Origin of the sequence: Mycolicibacterium chitae (assembly GCF_900637205.1) — a bacterium.
Lineage (GTDB): Bacteria > Actinomycetota > Actinomycetes > Mycobacteriales > Mycobacteriaceae > Mycobacterium > Mycobacterium chitae.
On the sequence record NZ_LR134355.1, the window covers coordinates 2,920,499 to 2,942,890 of the forward strand.

General features: G+C 68.8%; 21 protein-coding genes. 9 read left to right on the forward strand and 12 right to left on the reverse strand.

Annotation, left to right across the window (positions count from 1 at the left end; genetic code table 11):
- Positions 1-318, reverse strand: coding sequence for an Rv2576c family protein (locus EL338_RS13725; protein WP_494337273.1), 318 nt, complete (start codon positions 316-318; stop codon positions 1-3).
- 306 nt (positions 319-624) lie between these two features.
- On the opposite strand from EL338_RS13725, the gene urtA reads away from it, so the two are divergent.
- Genes urtA through urtE form a run of 5 tightly spaced genes read left to right on the forward strand, consistent with a single transcriptional unit; the run spans position 625 to position 5,387 of the window.
- Positions 625-1,893 (forward strand): urea ABC transporter substrate-binding protein, encoded by a 1,269-nt coding sequence (urtA, locus tag EL338_RS13730; protein ID WP_126334257.1) that lies wholly within the window; start codon positions 625-627, stop codon positions 1,891-1,893.
- A gap of 8 nt (positions 1,894-1,901) precedes the next feature.
- Complete coding sequence (gene urtB / locus EL338_RS13735; RefSeq protein ID WP_126334258.1) at positions 1,902-2,786, forward strand: urea ABC transporter permease subunit UrtB; 885 nt, start codon at positions 1,902-1,904, stop codon at positions 2,784-2,786.
- Entirely contained in the window at positions 2,783-3,898 is a 1,116-nt protein-coding gene (urtC, locus tag EL338_RS13740) for an urea ABC transporter permease subunit UrtC (protein ID WP_126334259.1), read from the forward strand. Before urtB ends, urtC begins: the two co-directional genes overlap by 4 nt.
- 38 nt (positions 3,899-3,936) lie before the next feature.
- Positions 3,937-4,695, forward strand: coding sequence for an urea ABC transporter ATP-binding protein UrtD (gene urtD / locus EL338_RS13745; RefSeq protein WP_126336857.1), 759 nt, complete (start codon positions 3,937-3,939; stop codon positions 4,693-4,695).
- A complete protein-coding gene (urtE, locus tag EL338_RS13750; protein WP_126334260.1) occupies positions 4,692-5,387 on the forward strand; it encodes an urea ABC transporter ATP-binding subunit UrtE in 696 nt (231 codons plus the stop codon). The genes urtD and urtE overlap by 4 nt, the downstream gene beginning before the upstream one ends.
- 26 nt (positions 5,388-5,413) lie before the next feature.
- Here the strand turns inward: urtE and EL338_RS13755 are convergent, their stop codons facing one another.
- Positions 5,414-6,472: an IS110 family RNA-guided transposase gene (locus tag EL338_RS13755; RefSeq protein ID WP_126332096.1), complete on the reverse strand. Its 1,059-nt coding sequence runs from the start codon at positions 6,470-6,472 to the stop codon at positions 5,414-5,416.
- A 316-nt stretch (positions 6,473-6,788) separates the two neighbouring features.
- Between EL338_RS13755 and EL338_RS13760 the strand changes: the two genes are divergently transcribed.
- Positions 6,789-7,313 carry a hypothetical protein gene (locus EL338_RS13760; RefSeq protein ID WP_126334261.1) on the forward strand — a complete coding sequence of 175 codons (525 nt, stop codon included), beginning with the start codon at positions 6,789-6,791 and terminating at the stop codon, positions 7,311-7,313.
- 108 nt (positions 7,314-7,421) lie between these two features.
- On the opposite strand, the gene hisS is transcribed toward EL338_RS13760, so the two are convergent.
- Together hisS and EL338_RS13770 are read right to left on the reverse strand one after the other, a co-directional pair.
- Entirely contained in the window at positions 7,422-8,687 is a 1,266-nt protein-coding gene (gene hisS, locus EL338_RS13765) for a histidine--tRNA ligase (RefSeq protein ID WP_126334262.1), read from the reverse strand.
- A gap of 13 nt (positions 8,688-8,700) precedes the next feature.
- On the reverse strand, positions 8,701-9,303 hold the full coding sequence (locus tag EL338_RS13770) for an MBL fold metallo-hydrolase (protein ID WP_126334263.1): 603 nt from the start codon (positions 9,301-9,303) through the stop codon (positions 8,701-8,703).
- A 111-nt stretch (positions 9,304-9,414) separates the two neighbouring features.
- On the opposite strand from EL338_RS13770, the gene EL338_RS13775 reads away from it, so the two are divergent.
- Positions 9,415-10,299: a peptidylprolyl isomerase gene (locus EL338_RS13775; RefSeq protein WP_126334264.1), complete on the forward strand. Its 885-nt coding sequence runs from the start codon at positions 9,415-9,417 to the stop codon at positions 10,297-10,299.
- A gap of 2 nt (positions 10,300-10,301) precedes the next feature.
- Positions 10,302-10,652, forward strand: a complete 351-nt coding sequence (locus EL338_RS13780; RefSeq protein ID WP_235666142.1) for a DUF4190 domain-containing protein — start codon at positions 10,302-10,304, stop codon at positions 10,650-10,652.
- A 42-nt stretch (positions 10,653-10,694) separates the two neighbouring features.
- Here EL338_RS13780 and EL338_RS13785 read toward each other — a convergent pair whose 3' ends face one another.
- The 6 genes from EL338_RS13785 to yajC all read right to left on the reverse strand — a co-directional run bounded on the left by EL338_RS13785 (position 10,695) and on the right by yajC (position 18,825).
- Positions 10,695-13,061, reverse strand: coding sequence for a RelA/SpoT family protein (locus tag EL338_RS13785; protein ID WP_126334265.1), 2,367 nt, complete (start codon positions 13,059-13,061; stop codon positions 10,695-10,697).
- A gap of 48 nt (positions 13,062-13,109) precedes the next feature.
- Complete coding sequence (locus EL338_RS13790) at positions 13,110-13,640, reverse strand: adenine phosphoribosyltransferase (protein ID WP_126334266.1); 531 nt, start codon at positions 13,638-13,640, stop codon at positions 13,110-13,112.
- On the reverse strand, positions 13,637-15,292 hold the full coding sequence (locus EL338_RS13795; protein ID WP_126334267.1) for an ABC transporter substrate-binding protein: 1,656 nt from the start codon (positions 15,290-15,292) through the stop codon (positions 13,637-13,639). Before EL338_RS13795 ends, EL338_RS13790 begins: the two co-directional genes overlap by 4 nt.
- An 8-nt stretch (positions 15,293-15,300) precedes the next feature.
- Positions 15,301-16,563, reverse strand: a complete 1,263-nt coding sequence (secF, locus tag EL338_RS13800; protein ID WP_126334268.1) for a protein translocase subunit SecF — start codon at positions 16,561-16,563, stop codon at positions 15,301-15,303.
- 25 nt (positions 16,564-16,588) lie between these two features.
- Positions 16,589-18,412, reverse strand: a complete 1,824-nt coding sequence (gene secD / locus EL338_RS13805) for a protein translocase subunit SecD (RefSeq protein WP_126334269.1) — start codon at positions 18,410-18,412, stop codon at positions 16,589-16,591.
- Between the two features lie 89 nt (positions 18,413-18,501).
- Positions 18,502-18,825, reverse strand: a complete 324-nt coding sequence (yajC, locus tag EL338_RS13810) for a preprotein translocase subunit YajC (protein ID WP_126334270.1) — start codon at positions 18,823-18,825, stop codon at positions 18,502-18,504.
- A 198-nt stretch (positions 18,826-19,023) separates the two neighbouring features.
- Between yajC and gabT the strand changes: the two genes are divergently transcribed.
- The gene (gene gabT / locus EL338_RS13815) at positions 19,024-20,364 is read left to right on the forward strand and encodes a 4-aminobutyrate--2-oxoglutarate transaminase (RefSeq protein ID WP_126334271.1); all 1,341 of its coding nucleotides are present in this window, start codon (positions 19,024-19,026) and stop codon (positions 20,362-20,364) included.
- A gap of 19 nt (positions 20,365-20,383) precedes the next feature.
- Here gabT and EL338_RS13820 read toward each other — a convergent pair whose 3' ends face one another.
- Both EL338_RS13820 and EL338_RS13825 read right to left on the reverse strand, forming a co-directional pair.
- Entirely contained in the window at positions 20,384-21,061 is a 678-nt protein-coding gene (locus EL338_RS13820; RefSeq protein ID WP_235666143.1) for an MFS transporter, read from the reverse strand.
- A 36-nt stretch (positions 21,062-21,097) separates the two neighbouring features.
- Entirely contained in the window at positions 21,098-22,375 is a 1,278-nt protein-coding gene (locus EL338_RS13825) for an HNH endonuclease (protein WP_126334273.1), read from the reverse strand.
- Positions 22,376-22,392: the final 17 nt, after the last annotated feature.

Sequence of the window (22,392 nt, forward strand, 5' to 3'; positions counted from 1 at the left end):
TCACCACTGCGAGAGCTGGCACCGCACGTTGTAGGGATCGTCGTGCTGGGTGACGACCTCGCCGTCGACGGCGATGTCGCAGTGCGCGCCGGGGGCACCCACGGCGCCACGGGTGGTGCTGCTCACCTGCAGGATCGCCCACTGCGGGTCGGCCAGCGTGGTCTCGAAGACCCAGGGCGCGCCGGGAGCCACGCTCACCTTCTCGCGCTTGGCGTAGGTGTACGCGTCGGCGTTGAAGGCCTCCATGCTCGCCGGTTGCGTCGTCAGATAGAAGAGATCGAATTCGTACGGCGCCGCCGAGGTGAGCGTGTACCGCACCTGATGTTCCGCCGGTTCGGCCGCTGACGTGCCATGCGTGAACGCAAATGCGGCAGACGCCGCCATCGCTGCTGCGCCGATCCTACGAGTCGCTTTTCCCATGTTCGTCATATCTTTCGACGCTACCGCATCGTTACACCCGGAATTGGGGTCGCGTCCCGGCGACCTCACGGGCCGGTGAACGCCGGACCAAGAAGTCGTTAATGCGTTCGTGACATACAGATATTTCACAGAAACACCGGAGCCATAACGTCCGGTCCGACACCCGCCCGGGGTGCTCGCACCGTCGTCCACGAAAGGCTCTCGATGCCCAGTTCTTCGCGTCCCTGTCTGAGAAAGCCGGCGGTCGCCGCGGGCGCCCTGCTCTGCGCCACCGCGCTGACGCTGGCCGGTTGCGGCAGCAAGGCCACCGACACCGTTGCCACCGAGGGCGGCCCCTCCTGCGTGGACACCGACGGCCCCACCATCAAGGTGGGGTCGCTGAACTCGCTGTCGGGCACCATGGCCATCTCCGAGGTGACGGTGCGCGACGCCATCGCGCTGGCCGTCGAGCAGATCAACGCCGACGGCGGCGTGCTGGGCAAGCAGATCGAGGTCGTCGGCGAGGACGGCGCCTCGGAGCCCACCGTGTTCGCCGAGAAGGCCGAGAAGCTCATCAAGGACGACTGCGTGGCGGCGGTCTTCGGCGGCTGGACCTCGTCGAGCCGCAAGGCCATGCTGCCGGTCTTCGAGGGCAACGACGCGCTGCTGTACTACCCGGTGCAATACGAGGGCCTGGAGTCCAGCGACAACATCTTCTACACCGGGGCGACCACCAATCAACAGATCGTGCCGGCGCTCGATTACCTGAAGGAAAAGGGTGTCACGTCGCTGTACCTGGTGGGCAGCGACTACGTGTTCCCGCAGACCGCCAACCGCATCATCCGGGCCTACGCCGAAGCCAACGACCTCGAGATCAAGGGCGAGGACTACACCCCGCTGGGCTCCACCGACTTCTCCACCATCGTCAACAAGGTGCGCGCCTCCGAGGCCGGCGCGGTGTTCAACACGCTCAACGGCGACTCGAACGTGGCGTTCTTCAAGGAGTACACCAACGCCGGGCTGAATCCGCAGACCATGCCGGTGATCTCGGTGTCGATCGCCGAGGAGGAGGTCAAGGGCATCGGGGCGCAGAATATCGACGGGCAGCTGACCGCGTGGAACTACTACCAGAGCATCGACACCCCGGAGAACCAGGCGTTCGTCGCAGCCTTCCAGGACAAGTACGGCGCCGACCGGGTCACCTCCGATCCGATGGAGGCCGCCTACGTCTCGGTGCACCTGTGGAAGAACACCGTGGAGAAGGCGAACTCGTTCGGCGTCAAGGATATTCAGGACAACGCCGACGGCGTGAGCTTCACCGGCCCGGAGGGGCTGGTCACCATCGACGGCGACAATCACCACATCACCAAGACCGCACGCATCGGCGAGATCCGGCCCGACGGGCTGATCTACACCACCTGGGAGTCGCAGGGTCCGATCGAGCCGGACCCCTACCTGGAGTCCTATCCGTGGGCCAGCGGCCTCGCCGGCTGAGCGCCTAGATGGATGTCCTGATCGGGCAGCTGGCAACGGGATTGAGCCTGGGCTCGATCCTGTTGCTGGCCGCCCTGGGGTTGGCGCTGACGTTCGGGCAGATGGGCGTCATCAACATGGCGCACGGCGAGTTCATCATGGCCGGCTGCTACACCGCCTACGTCATGCAGCAGATCGTTTCCAATGCCGGTGCTTCCCTGTTGATCTCGCTGGTAGTGGGGTTCGTGGTGGGCGGTCTGCTCGGGGTGCTGCTGGAGACCACGCTGATCCAGCGGATGTATCACCGGCCGCTGGACACGCTGCTGGTGACGTTCGGTGTCGGACTGGTGCTGCAGCAGGTGGCCCGCGACCTGTTCGGCGCCCCGGCGGTCAACGTCATCGCCCCGACGTGGCTGTCCGGCGGTGTCGAGATCTTCGGCACGGTGGTGCCCAAGACCCGGCTGTTCATCCTGGTGCTGGCCATCGCGTGCGTCACGGCGCTGGCCGCGCTGCTCAAGGCCAGCCCGATGGGGCGGCGGATCCGCGCCGTCGTGCAGAACCGGGATCTGGCGGAGACCAGCGGCATCTCGTCGCGCCGCACCGACGTCACCACGTTCTTCATCGGCTCGGGCCTGGCCGGGGTGGCCGGGGTGGCGCTGACGCTGATCGGCTCGACGAGCCCGACGATCGGCCAGAGCTATCTGATCGATGCGTTCCTGGTGGTCGTGGTCGGCGGCCTCGGTCAGATCAAGGGCACCGTGATCGCCGCCTTCGCGCTCGGATTCCTGAACTCGTTCATCGAGTACAGCACCACCGCGTCGCTGGCCAAAGTGATCGTTTTCGTGCTCATCGTGGTGTTCCTGCAGGCCCGCCCGCAGGGACTGTTCACAGTCCGGACAAGGAGCCTCGTATGAGAAAACTGTTGGGACGCTGGCAGACCTGGGCCGGCTTCGGGGCGGCCGCGGTCCTGCTGTTCGGCCTGGCACCGCTGGTGCTGTCCGAGTTTCGGCTCGGCATGTTCGCCAAGTTCCTGTGCTTTGCCATCGTGGCCGTCGGTATCGGGCTGGCTTGGGGTCGCGGCGGCATGCTGGTGCTCGGCCAGGGCGTGTTCTTCGGTCTCGGCGGCTACATGATGGCCATGCACCTCAAGATCGCCGATGCGCAGTTGCACGGCGACGCGGTGCCGAACTTCATGCAGATCGCCGGGATCCGGGTGCTGCCCGGATACTGGGCACCATTCGCCTCCCCGCTGTTCACGGTGCTGGCCATCCTGATCGTGCCCACCGCGATCGCGGCCGCACTCGGCTTCGGGGTGTTCAAGCGGCGGGTCAAGGGCGCCTACTTCGCGATCCTGTCGCAGGCGTTGGCCGCGGCGCTGGCCATCCTGCTGGTCGGCCAGACCACCCTCGGTGGCTCCAACGGGCTCAACAGATTCCAGACGTTCTTCGGCTTCACGCTCAACGATCCCGCCAACCGCCGGATGCTGTACTTCATCGCCGCGGGCGTGCTGCTGGCGGTCCTCGCGATCGCGCGACAGCTGATGGTCAGCCGCTACGGCGAGCTGCTGGTGGCCGTGCGCGACGGCGAGGAACGGGTCCGGTTCCTGGGGTACGACCCGGCCAACATCAAGGTCGTGGCCTACAGCGTGGCCGCCTTGTTCGCCGCCATCGCCGGCGCGCTGTTCGCCCCCATCGTCGGGTTCATCGCGCCCTCCCAGATCGGCATCCTGCCCTCGATCGCGTTCCTGATCGCCGTCGCGATCGGCGGCCGGACCACGCTGTTGGGTCCGGTGCTGGGGGCGATCGGGATCGCCTGGGCGCAAACGCTGTTCTCCGAACGGTTTCCGTCCGAATGGATCTACGCCCAGGGTCTGCTGTTCATCATCGTCGTCGGCTTCTTCCCCGCCGGGCTGGCCGGGTTGGGTGCGCTGTTCACCCGTCGTCGGCGCGCGGATCGAGCACCCGTGGCACCGGATCCGTTACCCGATCCGGAGCCGGCACCCGAGACGGCGGGGGCACGACTGTGAGTACCGAACTGCGACCGGTGGCCGGCGGCAACGTCGGCATGGGCACCGAGTACCTCGAAGTACGGGGCCTGACCGTCGAATTCGACGGCTTCAAGGCCGTCGACGGCGTCGACCTGACGCTGTTCCAGGGCGATCTTCGATTCCTCATCGGTCCCAACGGCGCCGGCAAGACCACCGTGATCGATGCGATCACCGGCCTGGTGCCCGGCACCGGCTCGGTCAGCAAGTCCGGCGTCGAGTTGCTCGGCAAGAAGGTGCACCGCATCGCCCGACTGGGTGTGGGACGGACGTTCCAGACCGCGTCGGTGTTCGAAAAGCTCACCGTGCTGCAGAATCTCGACATCGCCGCCGGCGCGGACCGGTCGTGGCGGACGCTGCTGCGCCGACGCGCCGGGGTGCTCCCGGCCATCGACGAGGCCCTGACCACCATCGGGTTGACCGCGCTGGCCGACCGCCCCGCCGGCGTGTTGGCCCACGGTCAGAAGCAGTGGCTGGAGATCGGCATGCTGCTGGTGCAGAACGCCGACGTGCTGCTGCTCGACGAGCCGGTGGCCGGGATGAGCGCCGAGGAACGTGAGGAGACCGGCAATCTGTTGCGCCGCATCGGCGCCGAACGCACCGTCGTCGTCGTCGAGCACGACATGGACTTCATGCGCGCGTTCGCGACGTCGGTGACGGTGCTGGCCCGCGGGCAGGTCATCGCCGAGGGGACCGTCGCCGAGGTGCAGGCCAACCCGAAGGTCCAGGAGGTCTACCTGGGCACCGCGGCCGCGAATGGAATCGAGGACACCCCATGACCCTGCAGCTGATCGATGTGCACGCCGGCTACGGCCGCTCGGAGGTGATCCACGGCGTCAGCCTCGAGGTGCCGTCCGACGGCGTGGCCGCGGTGCTGGGCCACAACGGCGCGGGCAAGACCACGCTGCTGCGCGCCGCCGTGGGCCTGCTCAAGTGCGGTGCGGGCAAGGTGCTCTTCGACGGCGAGGACATCACCCGGCTGCGCCCCTCGGCGCGGGTGGCGCGCGGGCTGGCCTACGTCCCGCAGGGGCAGCAGTCGTTCGGGCAGTTGACCACCGCCGAGAACCTGCAGGTGGTCGCCGACGGACGCAAGGGCGGCAAGCAGCTGATCGACGCGCAGCTCGACCTGTTCCCCGCGCTGCGCGAGCTGCTGGGCCGGCGCGCGGGGCTGCTGTCGGGCGGCCAGCGCCAACAGCTCGCGATCGCCCGCGCGCTGATCACCCGGCCGCGGACGTTGATCCTCGACGAGCCGACCGAGGGTATCCAGCCGTCGGTGGTCGCCGAGATCGAGCAGGCCATCACCGAGTTGACCCGCGGGGGTGATTTGGGCGTGCTGCTGGTCGAACAGCACATCGGGTTCGCGCTGGAGTCGGCGCAGCGGTACTACGTGCTGGAGGCGGGGCGGGTGACGTCCACCGGTGTCGGCGGCCGCGATTCCGAGGCGGACGTCCGCGCCGCCCTCGCCATTTAGCCCCCTGCGCGAGCATTGCTCCTATGTCAAGCGGCGGCGGTTTGGTGGGTGTGGTGTCGTGATTGTTCGTCGGCGTGGAGGCGGTTGTAGACGACTCGTGCCAGGCGTCGTTTGAGGCAGCGCAGTGCCTCGGCTTTGGTTTTGCCGTCCTGGTCGATGCGTTTGCGGTAGTAGGTCTGGCCGGGGCTGTCGGCTAGGCGGGTCTGGGTGAGGGCGATGCGGTAGAGGGCGGCGTTGAGTTGTCGGTTGCCTGCTCTGCTCAGACGTACCCGGCCGGCGGTGTTGCCTGACCAGACCGGGATGGGGGCGGTGCCGGTGTGGCAGGCGAACGCGGCTTCGTTTTTGAAGCGGGTGATGCCGGCGGTTTCGCCGACGATCTTGGCGGCGGTCAACTCGGCGCAGCCGGGCAGTGCCAGCAGCTGGGGGGCCACTGCCCGCACCGCGGTGCCGATGCGCTTCTCGAGTTCGTTGATGCTCAGGGTGAGCCGGATGATGTCACCGAGTTCGTCGGTGGCCAGCTCGGCGAGTAGCCCGTCGATGGTGGCCAGCCAGGCGGCCATGGCGGTCTGGGCTTTGGCGCGGGTGAGTGCTTTCTTCTTCAAGATTTGGGTGGGGTCGAGTTCGTGGATGCGGCCCAGCAGTCGGTTGATCGTCGAGGTGCGTTGGGCGACAAGGTCTTCGCGTCGATCGACGAGCAGTTTGAGTTCGCGGGAGACCTCGTCGTGAGCGGCTACGGGCAGATCCGGGTGGCGCAGGACTGCGCGGGCCACGGCCAGCGCGTCGATGGGGTCGGATTTGCCTTGGGTGCGTGCGCCGGCGCGTTCGTGGGCCATCAGCTTCGGTGCGACCCGCACGACCTTCTGACCCGCCGACAACAGGTCCCGCTCCAGGCGCGCTGATAGATTGCGGCAGTCTTCGATACCCCACAGCAGGTCCTCACCGAAGTTGGTCTTGGCCCAAGCCAACGCCTTGAGATGGCCTTCGGTGGTGGCGGGGACGGTCTTTTCTCCTGCTTTGCGGCCCCGGTCGTCGACGGCGACGAAGGTGTGGCTGCGCTTGTGTACATCGGCTCCAAGAACCACCATGGAGGTGCCTTCTTTCCTCAGATGTGGATGGGTAGAAGGTTGGGCCGGCCGGCGGACACATCTCAGTGGGGGCGATGCCACGCTCCTATCAAGTCACGCCGGTCGGTCCTTCCCACCTGATATCGGCACAATGCTCGCTAGCCAACCCCGAAGAGCAGCAGTGCGCGTCTGAGCCAGACACCAGGTGAGAAGAACCCAACCACCGCAACGCGGCAATCACCACAGTGACACTGAGGGCGCGCCCCCGAGCGACACGCCGGGAAATTCTCGTGGTTTGCGCACCCTCGCGCTGGGTCGAGATGGCAGGCTCGCCGCTATGAGCGAAGCCAAGTACGAGATCCTGGCCGACACCGGCGGTCTCGTCGTCACCGATGACGGTCGCCGCGTGGTTGTGATCGACCGGCAGACCGGCCCGGCCAGCATCCTGGCGTTCGTGCTGGGGCTGCTGGGCGTCGTGTTGCTCGGCTTCGGAGTGGCCGCCCTGGTGATCGGCACCGTTTCGACGATCGTTGCGCTCGCGTTCGTCGTGGCCGGGCTGCTCGCCGCCGCGGCGACCGTGTGGCTGGTGCGGCAGGTGCGGACGCGTCGCAGCCAACCGCTGGGCAGCTGCCATCCCGCGGCCGTCCTGGACCGCAAGCTCGGGCTGTTCAGCTCCTCCGGCGGCGCACTGATGCCGCTGGGCGAGGTGCGCTTCGAACGCCGGCTGCAGCTGACGTCGAGCTCGCCCAAGCTGGTCGCGGTCACCCCGAACGGCACGCGAGTGCTCAAGCGCGGCAGCCCCTTCGACGGCGGTGTCCGCGAGGTGCACGACGTGCTCAACGCGGTCGCCCAGGGCCGCTGACGACCGGCGCGAGGGTGCGCAGACCACGAAAAATGGTCGGCGTGTCGCCCGGGGGCGCGCACGCTCGCGCTTGGGGGTAGTCGCGCTAGGAATGGCTCGCGATAAAAACTAGAGGCGGGCGAGGACCTCGGTGACGACGGTGTCGGCGGGGACGTCGACCTGCTCCCCCGCACCCAGATCCTTCACCCCGACGGTGCCGGCCTCGATGTCGCGATCCCCGGCCACCAATGCCAGCCGGGCCCCCGAACGGTCCGCGGCCCGCATCGCACCCTTGAGCCCGCGGTCACCGTAGGCCACGTCGACGCGGACCCCGGCGGCGCGCAGCTCCGCCGCGAGCACCACCAGCGCGGACTTGGCCTGCTCGCCGAGCGGCACGCAGAACACGTCCACCCGAGACGTCGCGCCGACCTCCTTGCCCTCGGCCTTGAGTGCCAGCACGGTGCGATCGACCCCCAACCCGAAGCCGATGCCGGAGAGGTCCTGACCGCCGAGTTGCTGCATCAACCCGTCGTAGCGACCGCCGCCGCCGATACCGGACTGCGCGCCGAGGCCGTCGTGGACGAACTCGAACGTGGTCTTGGTGTAGTAGTCCAGCCCGCGCACCATCCGCGGGTTGATCTGGTAGGGCACCCGCAGCGCATCCAGGTGCGCCAGCACGCTGTCGAAGTGGGTGCGCGCCGAATCCGACAGGTGATCGAGCATCACCGGCGCGTCGGCGGTCATCGCGCGGACCTCGGGGCGCTTGTCGTCGAGCACCCGCAGCGGGTTGATCTCGGCGCGGGCACGGGTGGCGTCGTCCAGGTCGAGCTTGAACAGGAAGTCCTGCAACAGTTCTCGATACGCTGGCCGGCAGGTGTCGTCGCCCAGCGAGGTGATCTCCAACCGGAACCCGTCCAGCCCGAGCGACCGGAACCCGGCGTCGGCCACCGCGATGACCTCGGCGTCCAGCGCCGGATCGTCGACGCCGATGGCCTCGATACCGACCTGCTGCAACTGCCGGTAGCGGCCGGCCTGCGGCCGCTCGTAGCGGAAGAACGGCCCGGAGTAACACAGCTTCACCGGCAGTGCGCCGCGGTCCAGTCCGTGCTGGATGACCGCGCGCATCACCCCGGCGGTGCCCTCGGGCCGCAGCGTCACCGAGCGCTCACCGCGGTCGGCGAAGGTGTACATCTCCTTGGACACCACGTCCGTCGACTCCCCCACGCCGCGGGCGAACAGAGCGGTGTCCTCGAAGATCGGCAACTCGATGTCGCCGTAGCCGGCGCGGCGCGCGGCCCCGAGCAGACCGTCGCGGACGGCCACGAACTGCGCCGAGTCCGGCGGCAGATAGTCGGGTACGCCCTTGGGGCCCTGAAAGGACGGTGATTCGCTCACGCAGCCTGATCCTTCACGCGTCGAGGTGCTTGTTATGGCGACGTTCGTCGCCGATGGTCGTCGAGGTGCCGTGCGCCGGTAGTACCACGGTGTCGTCGTCGAGTACCAGCAGTTTTTCTCTGATCGATCTCAGCAGTTGCCGGCGGTCACTATCGCATCCGGGTCCGCCAACCGTGCGAAAGCCCAGCGTGTGCCCCGTGAACGCGACCGTGGCCGGGCCCTCGTCGGTGTCGGCGAGCACCCGGTAGACCAGCGAACCAGCCGTGTGCCCCGGCGTGTGATCGACGTGGACCACGATCTCGGCCAGCCGGATCTCCCCGTCGGTGAGGTCGCGCAGGATCTCCGGCGGGTCGGTGAGCAGGTCGCGGTCGGCCGGATGCAGATACACCGGGATGTCCCAGCCGGCGCACAGGTCGAACGCCGACCCGGTGACCTCGCGTCGACCGCTGGTCAGCAGCACAGCGGCCGGGCTCAGCTCGTTGACCGCGAAGTAGTACTCCAGCGTCGGCACGGCGTCCTCCCCCGGATCGATGACCAGGGCGGCGCCACCGGCGCGCGGCGCCACCAGATAACAGTTCGTCTCGGCGGCGCCGGTGGCAAACCCGGTGATCAGCACGGCACCCAGTGTCCCACCCACCTCGGCGCGGGTCGGACAGCGCATCCTCAGCGGCAGCTGGCACACTCGTTTCGAGCACATCCAGCAGGCAGACGTGGGAGGGCATCGGCAGTGCCGACTAACGAACAGCGACGTGAGACCGCCAAACGCAAGCTCGAACGCCAACTCGAACGGCGCGAGGCGCAGGCCAAGAAGCGTCGGATGATGGCGATCATCGGCGGCGCCACCGCGGTCGTCGTGTTGATCGCGGCCGTCGTCGCCACCGTGCTGCTGACCAGGGACGACTCGGCCACGACGGCGGACAGCGGCGCCGGGGACCCGTTCGCCGCCGAATCCGCGCCGGTCAACGAGCCTGTCGCCGACGGTCAGCTGCCGGCGTTCACCCCGACCGCCGACACCGGCGCCGACTGCCAGTACCCGGCCGCGCGCGAGCCCAGCAAGCCCGTCGACGCGCCGCGCACCGGTGAGGTGCCCACCGAGCCGGCGCAGGTCAGCGCCAGCATGGCCACCAACCAGGGCAACATCGGCCTGATGTTGGACAACGGCAAGTCGCCGTGCACGGTCAACAGCTTCGCCAGCCTGGCGCAGCAGGGCTACTTCGACGACACCGTCTGCCACCGGCTGACCACCACCCCGGGCCTGTCGGTGCTGCAGTGCGGTGACCCCACCGGCACCGGCTCCGGCGGGCCGGGCTACCAGTTCGCCAACGAGTACCCCACCGACCAGTACCCCGCCGGCAGCCCGGCCGCGCAGAGCCCCGTGGTGTACCCGCGCGGGACCCTCGCGATGGCCAACGCCGGCCCCGGCACCAACGGCAGCCAGTTCTTCCTCGTCTACGCCGACTCGCAGCTGCCGCCGCAGTACACGGTCTTCGGCACCATCGACGAGACCGGCCTGGGCACCCTGGACCGGATCGCCAACGCCGGCGTCGAGGGCGGGGCCGCTGACGGCGCCCCGGCCAACGAGGTCAGGATCACCTCCCTGGCGCTGGACTGACCGTGGGCCAGCCCGGCTATCCGTACGGTCCCGGCTATCCGGGGCCCTACGGTCCGCCGCCGCGCCGCCCGACGAACACCATGGCCATCGTGGCGCTGGTCGGTTCGCTGATCTTCGCGCCGCTGGGCATCGTGTTCGGGCACATCTCGCTGTCGCAGATCAAGCGCACGGGTGAGGAGGGGCGCGGGCTGGCGATCGCGGGTCTGGCGATCGGCTACGTGATGGTGGCCGCAGTCATCCTGTTCCTGGTGTTCGCGCTGATCCTGATCTCGATGGCGCCGCGGGAGAACAATCCGTACGGGCCCGACGACACCGCGCGCATCAGCTACAGCGCCTACGCCGCAGGAATCTGACTGCCTTCTTCCTCCCCCGGGTTCGTTCCTCACCCGGCATCGTCAGGCGGCAGAAGTCACCCGGTAGACGTCGTAGACGCCCTCGACGTTGCGGACCACGTTCAGCACGTGACCGAGGTGTTTGGGGTCGCCCATCTCAAAGGTGAAGCGGCTGACCGCAACCCGGTCGTCGGAGGTGGTCACCTGCGCCGAGAGGATGTTGACCTTCTCGTCGGCCAGCACCCGGGTGACATCGGAGAGCAGGCGGTGCCGGTCGAGGGCCTCGACCTGGATGGCCACCAGGAACACCGAGGTCGGCCCCGGGGCCCACTTGACCTCGATGATGCGCTCGGACTGCTCCTGCAGCGAGGCGGCGTTGGTGCAGTCGGTGCGGTGCACGCTGACACCCCCGCCGCGGGTGACGAACCCCATGATCTCGTCGCCGGGCACCGGGGTGCAGCACTTGGCCAGCTTGGAGAGCACACCGGGGGCGCCGGGCACCGAGATGCCGACGTCGTCGCTGCTGCGTTGGCGCACCGGCAGATTGGACGGGGTGGACCGTTCGGCGATCTCGTCCTCGGCGTCGTCGGCGCCGCCGAGGTGCGCGATGAGCCGCTGCACCACGTGCTGGGCCGAGATGTGCCCCTCGCCGACGGCGGTGTAGAGCGCGGAGACGTCGGCGTAGCGCAGTTCGCGGGCCAGGGCGCCCATCGATTCGCCGTTGACCACGCGCTGCAACGGCAACCCGCCGCGGCGCACCTCCCGGGCAATGGCGTCCTTGCCGGATTCCAGCGCCTCCTCGCGGCGTTCTTTGGCGAACCACTGCCGGATCTTGGCCTTGGCCCGCGGCGAAACCACGAAGCCCTGCCAGTCCCGCGTCGGCCCGGCATTCGGCGCCTTCGAGGTGAAAACCTCGACCACTTCCCCGTTCTCGAGCTTGCGCTCCAAGGCCACCAGCCGCCCGTTGACCCGGGCACCGATACAGCGGTGACCGACCTCGGTGTGCACGGCGTAGGCGAAGTCGACCGGTGTCGACCCGGTGGGCAGCGTGATCACGTCGCCCTTCGGGGTGAAGACGAAGATCTCCTGCACCGCGAGGTCGTAGCGCAGCGACTCGAGGAACTCCCCCGGGTCGGCGGCCTCCCGCTGCCAGTCGAGCAGCTGGCGCATCCACGCCATGTCGTCGATCTCGGCGGCAGCGTGGCTGACCGGAACCCCGTTGCGGCCCTTGGCTTCCTTGTAGCGCCAGTGGGCGGCGATCCCGTACTCCGCGGTGCGGTGCATGTCGCGGGTGCGGATCTGCACCTCGAGCGGTTTGCCCTCCGGGCCCACCACCGTGGTGTGCAGCGACTGGTACACCCCGAACCGTGGCTGGGCGATGTAGTCCTTGAACCGGCCGGCCATGGGCTGCCACAGCGAGTGCACCACGCCGACGGCGGCGTAACAGTCGCGGATCTCGTCGCACAGGATCCGCACGCCCACCAGGTCGTGGATGTCGTCGAAGTCGCGGCCCTTGACGATCATCTTCTGATAGATCGACCAGTAATGCTTGGGACGGCTCTCCACGGTCGCGTCGATCCGCGAAGCGTTCAGTGTGGCAACGATTTCCGCGCGCACCCGCGCCAGGTAGGTGTCGCGCGACGGCGCCCGGTCGGCCACCAGCCGCACGATCTCCTCGTACCGCTTGGGGTGCAGGATGGCGAACGACAGGTCCTCGAGCTCCCACTTGACGGTGGCCATACCCAGCCGATGCGCCAGCGGCGCAATGACTTCCAGCGTCTCACGGGCCTTGCGGGCCTGCTTCTCCGGCGGCAGGAACCGCATGGTGCGCATGTTGTGCAGCCGGTCGGCGACCTTGATCACCAGTACCCGCGGGTCGCGGGCCATCGCGATGATCATCTTGCGGATGGTCTCGGCCTCGGCGGCGGTCCCGAGCACCACCCGGTCCAGCTTGGTGACCCCGTCGACGAGGTGGGCGACCTCCTCACCGAAGTCGGTGGTCAGCGTCTCCAGCGAATAGCCGGTGTCCTCGACGGTGTCGTGCAGCAGCGCGGCGACCAGGGTGGTGGTGTCCATGCCGAGTTCGGCCAGGATGTTGGCCACGGCCAGCGGATGGGTGATGTACGGGTCACCCGAGCGCCGCATCTGGGTGGCGTGCCGCTCCTCGGCGACGGCGTAGGCCCGCTGCAGCATCGACAGATCGGCCTTGGGGTAGATCTCGCGGTGCACCGCCACCAGCGGCTCGAGCACCGGGTTGATGGTGCTGCGCTGCGAGGTCATCCGCCGGGCCAGCCGGGCCCGGACCCGCCGCGATGCGCTGGTGGCCGGCCGTTCCGAGGCCGGCGCCGGCGTCGGCTCCGCGGGCGGGACGGCGACGGGGCTGTTCTCCACGGCCGCCACCGACTGCTGCTCCTCGGCCACGTCCGTCACCTCCGCTCAAACCAAACGCCTGAGCACCCCAGACTAGTCCCCGGGATCTCAGACGGTGTGCAGGCTGGTCACCGACAATGGCGCCACGGCCGTGCGTCCGCCCAGTTCCGAGAGTTCCAGTACCACCGCGGCACCCGGGACCGTGGCCCCGGCGTGCTGCAACAGGCGCACCGCCGCGGTCAGCGTGCCCCCGGTGGCCAGCACGTCGTCGACGACGAACACCGAGCGGCCGGACAGGTCGATGCCGTCGGCCGGGATCTCCAGCGTCGCGGTCCCGTATTCGAGGGTGTACTCCTCGCGGTGCACCGGCGGCGGCAGTTTCCCGCCCTTGCGCACGGCCAGGACGCCGGTCCCCATCTTGATGGCCACCGCGGCACCGAGCAGGAAACCTCGCGCGTCCAGGCCGGCGATCAGGTCGGCGCCCACCGCGGCCTCGGCGAGCGCGCAGGTCACCGCGTCCAGGCCGCGGCTGTCGGCCAGCAGCGGGGTGAGGTCCTTGAACAGCACGCCGGGTTCGGGGAAGTCGGCGACCTCTCGGGTCATCGCCGCGACCAGCGCGCCGATGTCGCCGTCGCTCATTTGCGCAGCACCCAGCGGTCCATGTTCCACCCGGCGCCCCAGCGGGTCGGGTTGCTGCTCACCGCGTAGGTCTTCGACGAGATCAGCAGGGTGCGCTGCTGGCGGTACAGCGGCAGCGTGGGCATGTCGGCCCACAGCACCGGCGCCCCCTCGGCCAGCAACCGGACCTGTTCCTTGGGGTCGACGGTGACCGCCAGCGCGCTGATGATGCCGTCGATCTGGCCATTGGCGTAGCGCGACAGGTTGTCGCCGTTGCCCGCGAACAGCGTGTAGGCGTCGACGGCCGAGGCGCCGCTGGATCCGGCGCCGGTGGCCCCGCCGGTGCTGGCGATCAGCACGTCGATCTGCCCGTCGAGCAGGGCCTGCGGCCCGACGTTCTCCCCGCCGGCGTCCTGCACGGTGATGCCGGCCGGCGCGCAGGTCTTGGCGATCGAGCCGACGGTGGCCGCCAGGCGCGGGTTCGGCGTCTGATAGCCGATCCGCACGTTGAGTGGTTCCCCGTCGAGGGCCTCGCGGGCGGCATCCGGGTTGCCGATCAGGAACTGCCCGGCCTCGGGGATCCCCTCGGCCTGGGTCAGCGCATCCTCGGCGGCCGGGTTGAGCCGCGAATTGCTCACCGGCGCTTCCGCGTTGCGGGCGATCGCGTCGCGCGGGGTGCAGAACGCCACCGCGCGGCGGGCCGGAACGGCCGCCAGCGGGCCCTGCGGCGCGAAGATCATCTGCTCGATGCCCGCCGAGGCGAACTCCACCAGTTCGTAGCCGTCGGGCGTGGTCAGCGTGCCCGACGAACCGGCGGCGATGTCGACGACGTCGAAGGTGGCGTCGTTGATCCGGTCCTGGACCTCGATGCCGTGCGGCCAGACCGTCACCCGCGGCGTCTCCGCCGCCGGGCCCCACCACTTTTCGTTGGTCACCAACACCACCGAACCGTCCTCGCGCACGGCGTCGATCCGGTAGGGCCCCGAGGACGGGAAGTGTTTGAGGTCGATGCCGGGCTTCAGGTCCCACAGCGTGTTCCACAACCCGGCGATCCGGTCGATCTGCGGGATGTCGTAGGCCTGGATGGCGTTGGTGACCCCGCCCTCGCCCAGGCCCAGTTCGTCGGCGATGACGTGCGAGGGCATCAGGCTGGTCGCGGTGAACAGCTGGGTGAACTCGGCGAAGTTGCGGTCGACCGCGAACGACACCCGGGCCCGCTTCTGGCCCGGCGCGCAGTCGATGGTGGCGATGTCGATGTAGCCCGCGCGGCTGGCCGACTGGAACGCCGGGAACCGCCCGGACTGGGCCGCCCAGGTCAGGACCATGTCGTCGCACGTGATGGGCTTGCCATCGGAATACACGGCGTTGTCGGCGATCTGGTAGTCGAGCACCAGGGGTTCGCGCCCGACCACCGAGATGGAGCCGAAGTCGTGATCGGCCACCACCTGACCGTCCGGACCGTGGTAGCCGAACCCGCTGAGCACCCGGCCGAACGCCTGCGGGCCCGCGGAGGCGGCGCCGACGACGGTGTTGGTGTTGTAGGTGGTCAACGTGCCGTCCACGGCGTAGTCGATCTCGTCCTGGGCGCCGCTGCCGCAGCCGACCAGCGACGCCACCAGCACGGCGATCGCCGCCACCGCCACGGCGGCGGGCCGTCGTCGGAATCGCGCCATGCTCACACCTACGGTCGCGGGTTGCGCTTACCCGAGGGACGCCCGGTGCGCTTGGCCGAGGGCCGCGACGGCCGACTCGGCCGCGCCCCGGGTGCCGGCGTGCCGGCCACCGCCGCCGCCGGTTCGCCGGAGTCGTCGCCGGCCGCCGCAGCGGTGTCCTCGTCGCGCCCCTTGTCGGCGGGCTCGTCGGCATCGGTGTTGCCGGCCGCGCGGGCCCGCTTGCGCTCCACCCGCCGGGTGTGGTTGCGCACCTTCTCGGTGCGCTCCCGCAGCGACACCAGCAGCGGGGTGGCGAAGAAGATCGACGAGTAGGTGCCGACGATGACGCCGACCAGCTGCACCAGCGCCAAGTCCTTGAGCGTGCCGACGCCCAGCAGCCACACCGCGACCACGATGAGCGCGATGATCGGCAGCACCGAGATGACGCTGGTGTTGATCGAGCGCATGAAGGTCTGGTTGACCGCGAGGTTGGCCTGCTCGGCGTAGGTGCGCCGGGTGGTGTGCTCGAAGCCCTCGGTGTTCTCCTCGACCTTGTCGAACACGATGACGGTGTCGTACAGCGAGAAGCCGAGAATGGTCAGCAATCCGATGACCGTCGCGGGGGTGACCTCGAAACCCACCAGCGCATAGATACCGGCGGTGACGATCAGGTCGAAGAACATCGTGGCCATGGCGGCGATCGCCATGTAGCGCTCGTAGCGCATCGTGATGTAGACCGTGACGATCAGCACGAACACCAGCAGCGCGATCAGCGCCTTCTGGGTGATCTGCCCGCCCCAGGTTTCCGAGACCACCGAGTCGCTGACCGCCAGCGGAGTCGGCTGCCCGTCGGCGCCGAGCGGCTGGAACTCCTCGAACAGGGCCTCGCGCAGCGCCGCGGTCTGGTCGTTGTCCAGGCTCTCCGAGCGGATCTGCACGGTGGCCGAGGCGCCGCTGCCCACGATGACCACCGATTCCGGCTCGGTGCCGATGGTGTCGGTGAAGGCGGTCTCGACCTGCTCGACGGTGACCTCGCCGCGGGGCATCGAGATCTTGGTGCCGCCCTCGAAGTCGATGCCGAAGCTGAAGCCGCGCAGCAGCATTGCCCCGATGGCGATGGCGACGATCAGCCCGCTGATGATGAACCACATCTTGCGCCGACCCACGACCTCGAAGGCGCCGGTGCCGGTGTAGAGGCGGGTGAAGAAGCCGTGCTGCGGCAGGGCGGCGTCGGTGGCCGGGGCCTCCTCGGCGTTGCTCTCGGTCACTTCGAGGTCGGAATCTGTTGTCATCTCGCTCTTCTTGCTGGCCACCGCGTTACCCCCGTCCCGCCGAATGCGCGGCCGCTCGACGTTCGCGGGCGATCTGCTGCACCGCACCGAGGCCGTTGAACGCCGGCTTCGCCATGGTCGCCGACTTCGACGCCAGGTACACCAGCGGCCAGGTCACCAGGAACACCACGACGACGTCGAGGATGGTGGTCAGGCCCAGGGTGAAGGCGAAGCCCTTGACCTGGCCGACGGCCAGGAAGTAGAGCACCGCCGCGGCGATGAAGCTGACCGCGTTGCCGGACAGAATGGTCTTGCGGGCGCGCGCCCAACCGCGGGGTACCGCGGAGCGGAATGTTCGACCCTCGCGGATCTCGTCCTTGATGCGTTCGAAGAACACCACGAACGAGTCGGCCGTCATACCGATGCCGATGACCAGACCGGCGATACCGGCCAGGTCCAGCGTGTAGCCGATGTATCTGCCCAGTAGCACCAGTAGCGCGTAGACGAACGCGCCGGAGGCGACCAGGGACAGCGCCACCAGCACGCCGAGCGCGCGGTAGTAGAGCAGCGCGTAGGCCAGCGTCAGGACCAGGCCCACCGCGCCGGCGATCAGGCCGGCCCGCAGCGAGGACAATCCCAGTGTGGCGGAGACGGTTTCGGCCTCCGAGGACTCGAAGGACAGCGGCAGCGAACCGTACTTGAGCACGTTGGCCAGCTCCCGGGAGCTGGTGGCGTTGAAGTCGCCGGTGATCTGGGTGCGGCCGCCGGGGATGGCCTGGCGGATCTGCGGTGCGCTGACCACCTGCGAATCCAACGTGAACGCGGTCTGGGTGCCGACGTTGGCCGCGGTGAAGTTGGCCCACGTGTCGACGGCGCCGCCGGTGAACTCCAGGTCGACGACGTACTGGCCACCCTGCTGGTCGAAGCCGGAGGTCGCGTTCTTGATGTCCTCGCCGCTGATGATCGAGGGGTCCAGAACGTAGACGGTGGTGTGGTCGGTGGAGCAGGTGACCAGCGGCAGCGCGGGGTCGTCGTTGCCGGCGAGCACGTCCTCCTGGCCGCACCGCTCGGCCACATACGGCACCGCGAGGTACATCAGGATGTTCTGGTTGGCGTTCTGACGCAGCTGCTTCTCGAAGTTGATCCGTCCGGCCAGGTCCTTGCGGGCCTCCGGCGGGGTGGACGCGTCCTCGGTGGCCTCGGGCGCGTCCGGCGCGGGCGGAGCCTCGTCCGGATTCGGCGCCGGGGTGGGGCTGGGCGCGGGCTCGAGCGGGTAGGGCCGGGGTTGCGGGGCCGGGGCGTCGGCGGGCGGAGCCGGCTGCGCGGGGGCGGCCGGCGGCACCTGCTCGGCGGGCAGACCCGGTATCTCGGGTGCCCCCGGCATGCCCGGTAGACCGGGCATCCCCGGCAGGCCGGGCGCACCGGGTTGTCCGGGCTGCTGCCCGGGTGCGCCCGCACCGCCCTGCTCGGCGGCCGCGCGCAACTGGTCGACGGGGATCGCCTGGACGACGGGGCGGACGAACAGCCGCGCGGTCTGACCGAGGTTGCGCGCCTCGTTGCCGTCGTTACCCGGGACGGTGATCACCAGGTTGTCGCCGTCGATGATTACCTCGGACCCCGAGACACCCAGGCCGTCGACGCGCGAGGTGATGATCTGCTGCGCCTGCTGCAGGGCTTCCCGGGTGGGCGCGGAGCCGTCCGGGGTACGCGCCGTCAGCGTGACGCGGGTACCACCTTGTAGATCGATGCCCAACTTGGGCTGTGCCTGCTTGTCCCCGGTGAAGAACACCAGCAGGAATGCTCCGATGAGCAATACCAGGAACAGCGACAGGTAGCGGTACGGATGCACCGGCGCCGTAGACGATGCCACGTTTTTGTGTCTCCTCCGAGTTCGTCCCGGGCGGTCGGTTCGCCCGCAACCGCAAAGGGTACGTGCCCGCCCCTTCGCTCAGTTGTCTGTCAGCGGCCGGTGTCGAAGGACGTGTCGCTGTCGGTGCTCTCGATCTCGTCTTCGGGCTCGTCGACCTCGGGCACGATCTTGTCGCGGATGGCCAGCTTCATCCAGGTGGTGATCACGCCCGGAGCGATCTCGAGGTCGACGTTGTCGTCGGTGATCCCCGTGATGGTGGCCTCCAGGCCGGAGGTGGTGTGGACCCGATCACCGATGCGCAGCGATTCGTGCAGGTCGATGGTGGCCTGCATGGCCTTGCGCTGACGGCGGGACGCGAAGAACATGAACGCGCCCAGGATGATGATCAGCGGTAACAGAGTGATGATTTCCATGGCGTTCCAACGTCTCCTCGAGCTTGTGAAGCGGTCTGTGATGAAGTCGCGTCCCGCTTGCTCGGCAGCAGGTCAACGGGCCTCGTATGTGCATAGTGTGCCATTGCGGCACGTCGGTAAACCCGACCGGTCGCCCTGAGCTCACGCCGTGGCGCAAAACGCGGTCTGGCCTACGCGTGGCCAGACTACGCTCGAGGCGTGACCGACCTGGAACAGAGCCGTCTGCTCGTCACCGAAATCCCTGGCCCGCGCTCGCTCGAACTGGCCGCGCGCAAACATACCGCCGTGTCGGCGGGTATCGGCACCACCATGCCGGTGTTCTGCGCGCGCGCCGCCGGCGGCATCATCGAGGACGTCGACGGCAACCGACTGATCGATCTGGGCTCGGGCATCGCGGTCACCACCATCGGCAACGCCGCACCCCGAGTCGTCGAGGCGGTCGGGGCGCAGGCCGCCCGGTTCACCCACACCTGCTTCATGGTGACCCCCTACGAGGAGTACGTCGCCGTCGCCGAGCACCTCAACCGGCTGACCCCGGGATCCGGCGAGAAGCGGTCGGTGCTGTTCAACTCCGGGGCCGAGGCCGTGGAGAACGCCGTCAAGATCGCCCGCTCCTACACCGGCAAGCAGGCCGTCGTCGCGTTCGACCACGCCTATCACGGCCGCACCAATCTGACGATGGCGCTGACCGCGAAGTCGATGCCCTACAAGAGCGGGTTCGGCCCGTTCGCTCCCGAGATCTACCGCGCGCCGCTGTCCTATCCCTACCGCGACGGCCTGGTCGACAAGGAACTGGGCGCCAACGGCGAGTTGGCGGCCGAGCGCGCCATCGACGTGCTCGACAAGCAGATCGGCGCGGCCAACCTGGCGGCGGTGATCATCGAGCCGATCCAGGGCGAGGGCGGCTTCATCGTCCCGGCCCCCGGGTTCCTGCCGGCGCTGTTGGCGTGGTGCCGGGACAACGACGTGGTGTTCATCGCCGACGAGGTGCAGACCGGTTTCGGGCGCACCGGGGCGATGTTCGCCTGTGAACACGAGGGCATCGAGCCCGACCTGATCTGCACCGCCAAGGGCATCGCCGACGGACTGCCGCTCTCGGCGGTCACCGGCCGCGCCGAGATCGTCGACGCGCCACACGTTTCCGGCCTCGGCGGCACCTACGGCGGCAACCCGGTCGCATGTGCGGCCGCGCTGGCAACCATCGAGACCCTCGAACGCGACGGGCTGCTCGAGCGGGCCCGGCAGATCGAGACGCTGATGAAGGACCGGTTGGGCCGGCTGCAGGCCGACGACGACCGCTTGGGCGACGTCCGCGGGCGCGGCGCGATGATCGCCGTCGAGCTGGTCAAGACCGGTACCGCAGAACCGGACCCGGAGCTGACCAAGAAGCTGGCCGCCGCGGCACACGCCGCCGGCGTGGTGGTGCTGACCTGCGGCACCTACGGCAACGTGCTGCGCTTCCTGCCGCCCCTGACCATCAGCGACGAGTTGCTCATCGAGGCGCTCGACGTGCTCGCCCTGGTGCTGGCCGACCTGTAGTCGTCCGTAGCTTTATCCGTCAGTGCGGCACCGGGGTGTGCCGCCGGTGCAACCGATCGGACATCCGGTCCTTGAAGCTGGGCCGGGTCCGGCGAACGGTGGTCGGCTCGGGCACCGACTCGCCGTTGCGCTCCCCCACCCGGTGCGGTTCGTCGTGGGCCATCATCGGTTCGTCGTGATCCACCACCACGCGCCGCTCGGCATATTCGAGATCCCGGGCGGTGCGCACCGAGAGCCGGCCGACCGCCGCGGCACCCAGGAACACGATGAACGCGCCCAGCGCCGAGAAATAAGCCAGCTCCAGCGCGACGGTCTTGGCCGGTGTCGCCGCGGCCGGAACCCCGATCTCGCCGACGTTGAGCGTCGAGGCGAAGGCGCGGCCCACGATGAACCACACCCCGGCGGCCACGGCCAGCCAGGCGCCCAGCATGGCGGTGGCGCGGTTTCGCGTCATCAGCAGCATCAGACCGCCGACCACGGCCACCGCGCCGGGCAGCACCTCGAGCCAGCCGCGGGCTTCGGTCCAGACCCACGCCCGGTCCGGGGAGTAGGCGAAGTTGAAGTAGGGCCCCACGAACGGGATCAGGGCTCCCCAAATACCCAGCAGGACCAGCAGCAACCCGCTCGCCGCGCCGCGACTGCGGGCGATGTGGAACCGGCTTCCGCGAGGACGTGCCGGCGTGTCGTTGGTGTTCATGATTTCTCCCATCGCTGCCGATGGGCATACCCGGAATCAGGCGGCGTGACCCACGATCTCGATGGCGATGTGGGTTTCGATCTCACTGACCTCGACAAAACGTCGTCCCGGCAGCGGCGGCGCGGTGCAGTAATGCCGCGCCCCGGTCGGGGTGACGAACTCGGTGCTGTGCCGCCCCTGGTCGTCCACCGCGGCCGCGGCCTTCCAACCGCCCGCCTCCTTGGCGTAATTGCACCCCGCACACAAGCCCTGCCCATTGACCCCCGAGGTCACCCCGCCACCCGCGGCCGGGGCAACATGATCGGTATGCCGGATCGGCGCATCGCAATACGGCATCCGACACGTGTCATCACGCAGCCGGATGAACTCGGCCAACCCCTTCGGAAAAATCCTGGCCCGCGACTCCATCGCCACCAGCGCCCCTGAAACCGGGTGTTTGTACAACCGCCGCAACATCGCCCGGGATCGCTCGTCATCGACCGCCCCACGCACCAACTGACGCGCCACCCCCGCCGGCACCGGCCCGTAGCCGGCCACCCGCGCGGGGTGCTCATCACCGGCCAGCAGCGACTCATCCGAGATCACCAGGTTGACCGCGATCGGAGTGGGCACCTCCGCCGACTGACCGGTGACCCGCTCCACCAGCGTGTCGGCCATCACCTGACCCCGAGACCGCCCATCACAGGTCACGTCAGCCTCCCGCTTGAGCGCGGCATACACCGACACCCCCTGGGCCACCGGCAACAACGCCGTCACATACGTCATCGTGTCCGGGGCCGGGCGCACACTGACCGTCCGATCCCGCGCCGCCCGCGCCGCCCGATCCACCACCGCCTGCGGATCCAACCGATACGCAATACCCTTGGCCTCCGCAGCGATCCGCCGATCCCCCAACCCCTCCAGATTGGCGACATCACCACACAACTCGGCATCCAACACCCGGCGATCCTCCACATCGAGGCACGCCGACTCCCGCACGATCAACGTCGCCCGCCACTCCGAGATCACCCCGGCCTCCAACGCCGCCAACGTATGCGGCATCTCCTGCACCAACGCCTTGGCAAAACCCAAATGCTGATTACCGCGCGTCGGCGAATCCCGCCGCGCCAACCCCACCTCGGTCGCCAACCCACGCCCCCGCCGACCCACCGGCACCCCACGCGCCACCTCATCAGCCGCCCGCGCCGACACCAACGCCACCGTCGCCCGCGCCTGCGCCGCCGCCGCCACCGCCTTCAACGTCTCCAACTCACCGATATGGGCCACCAACGCCGCCTCATCGGCATCCGGCCCCAACTCCACCACTTCGAACATGCATTCGAGCATGGCAC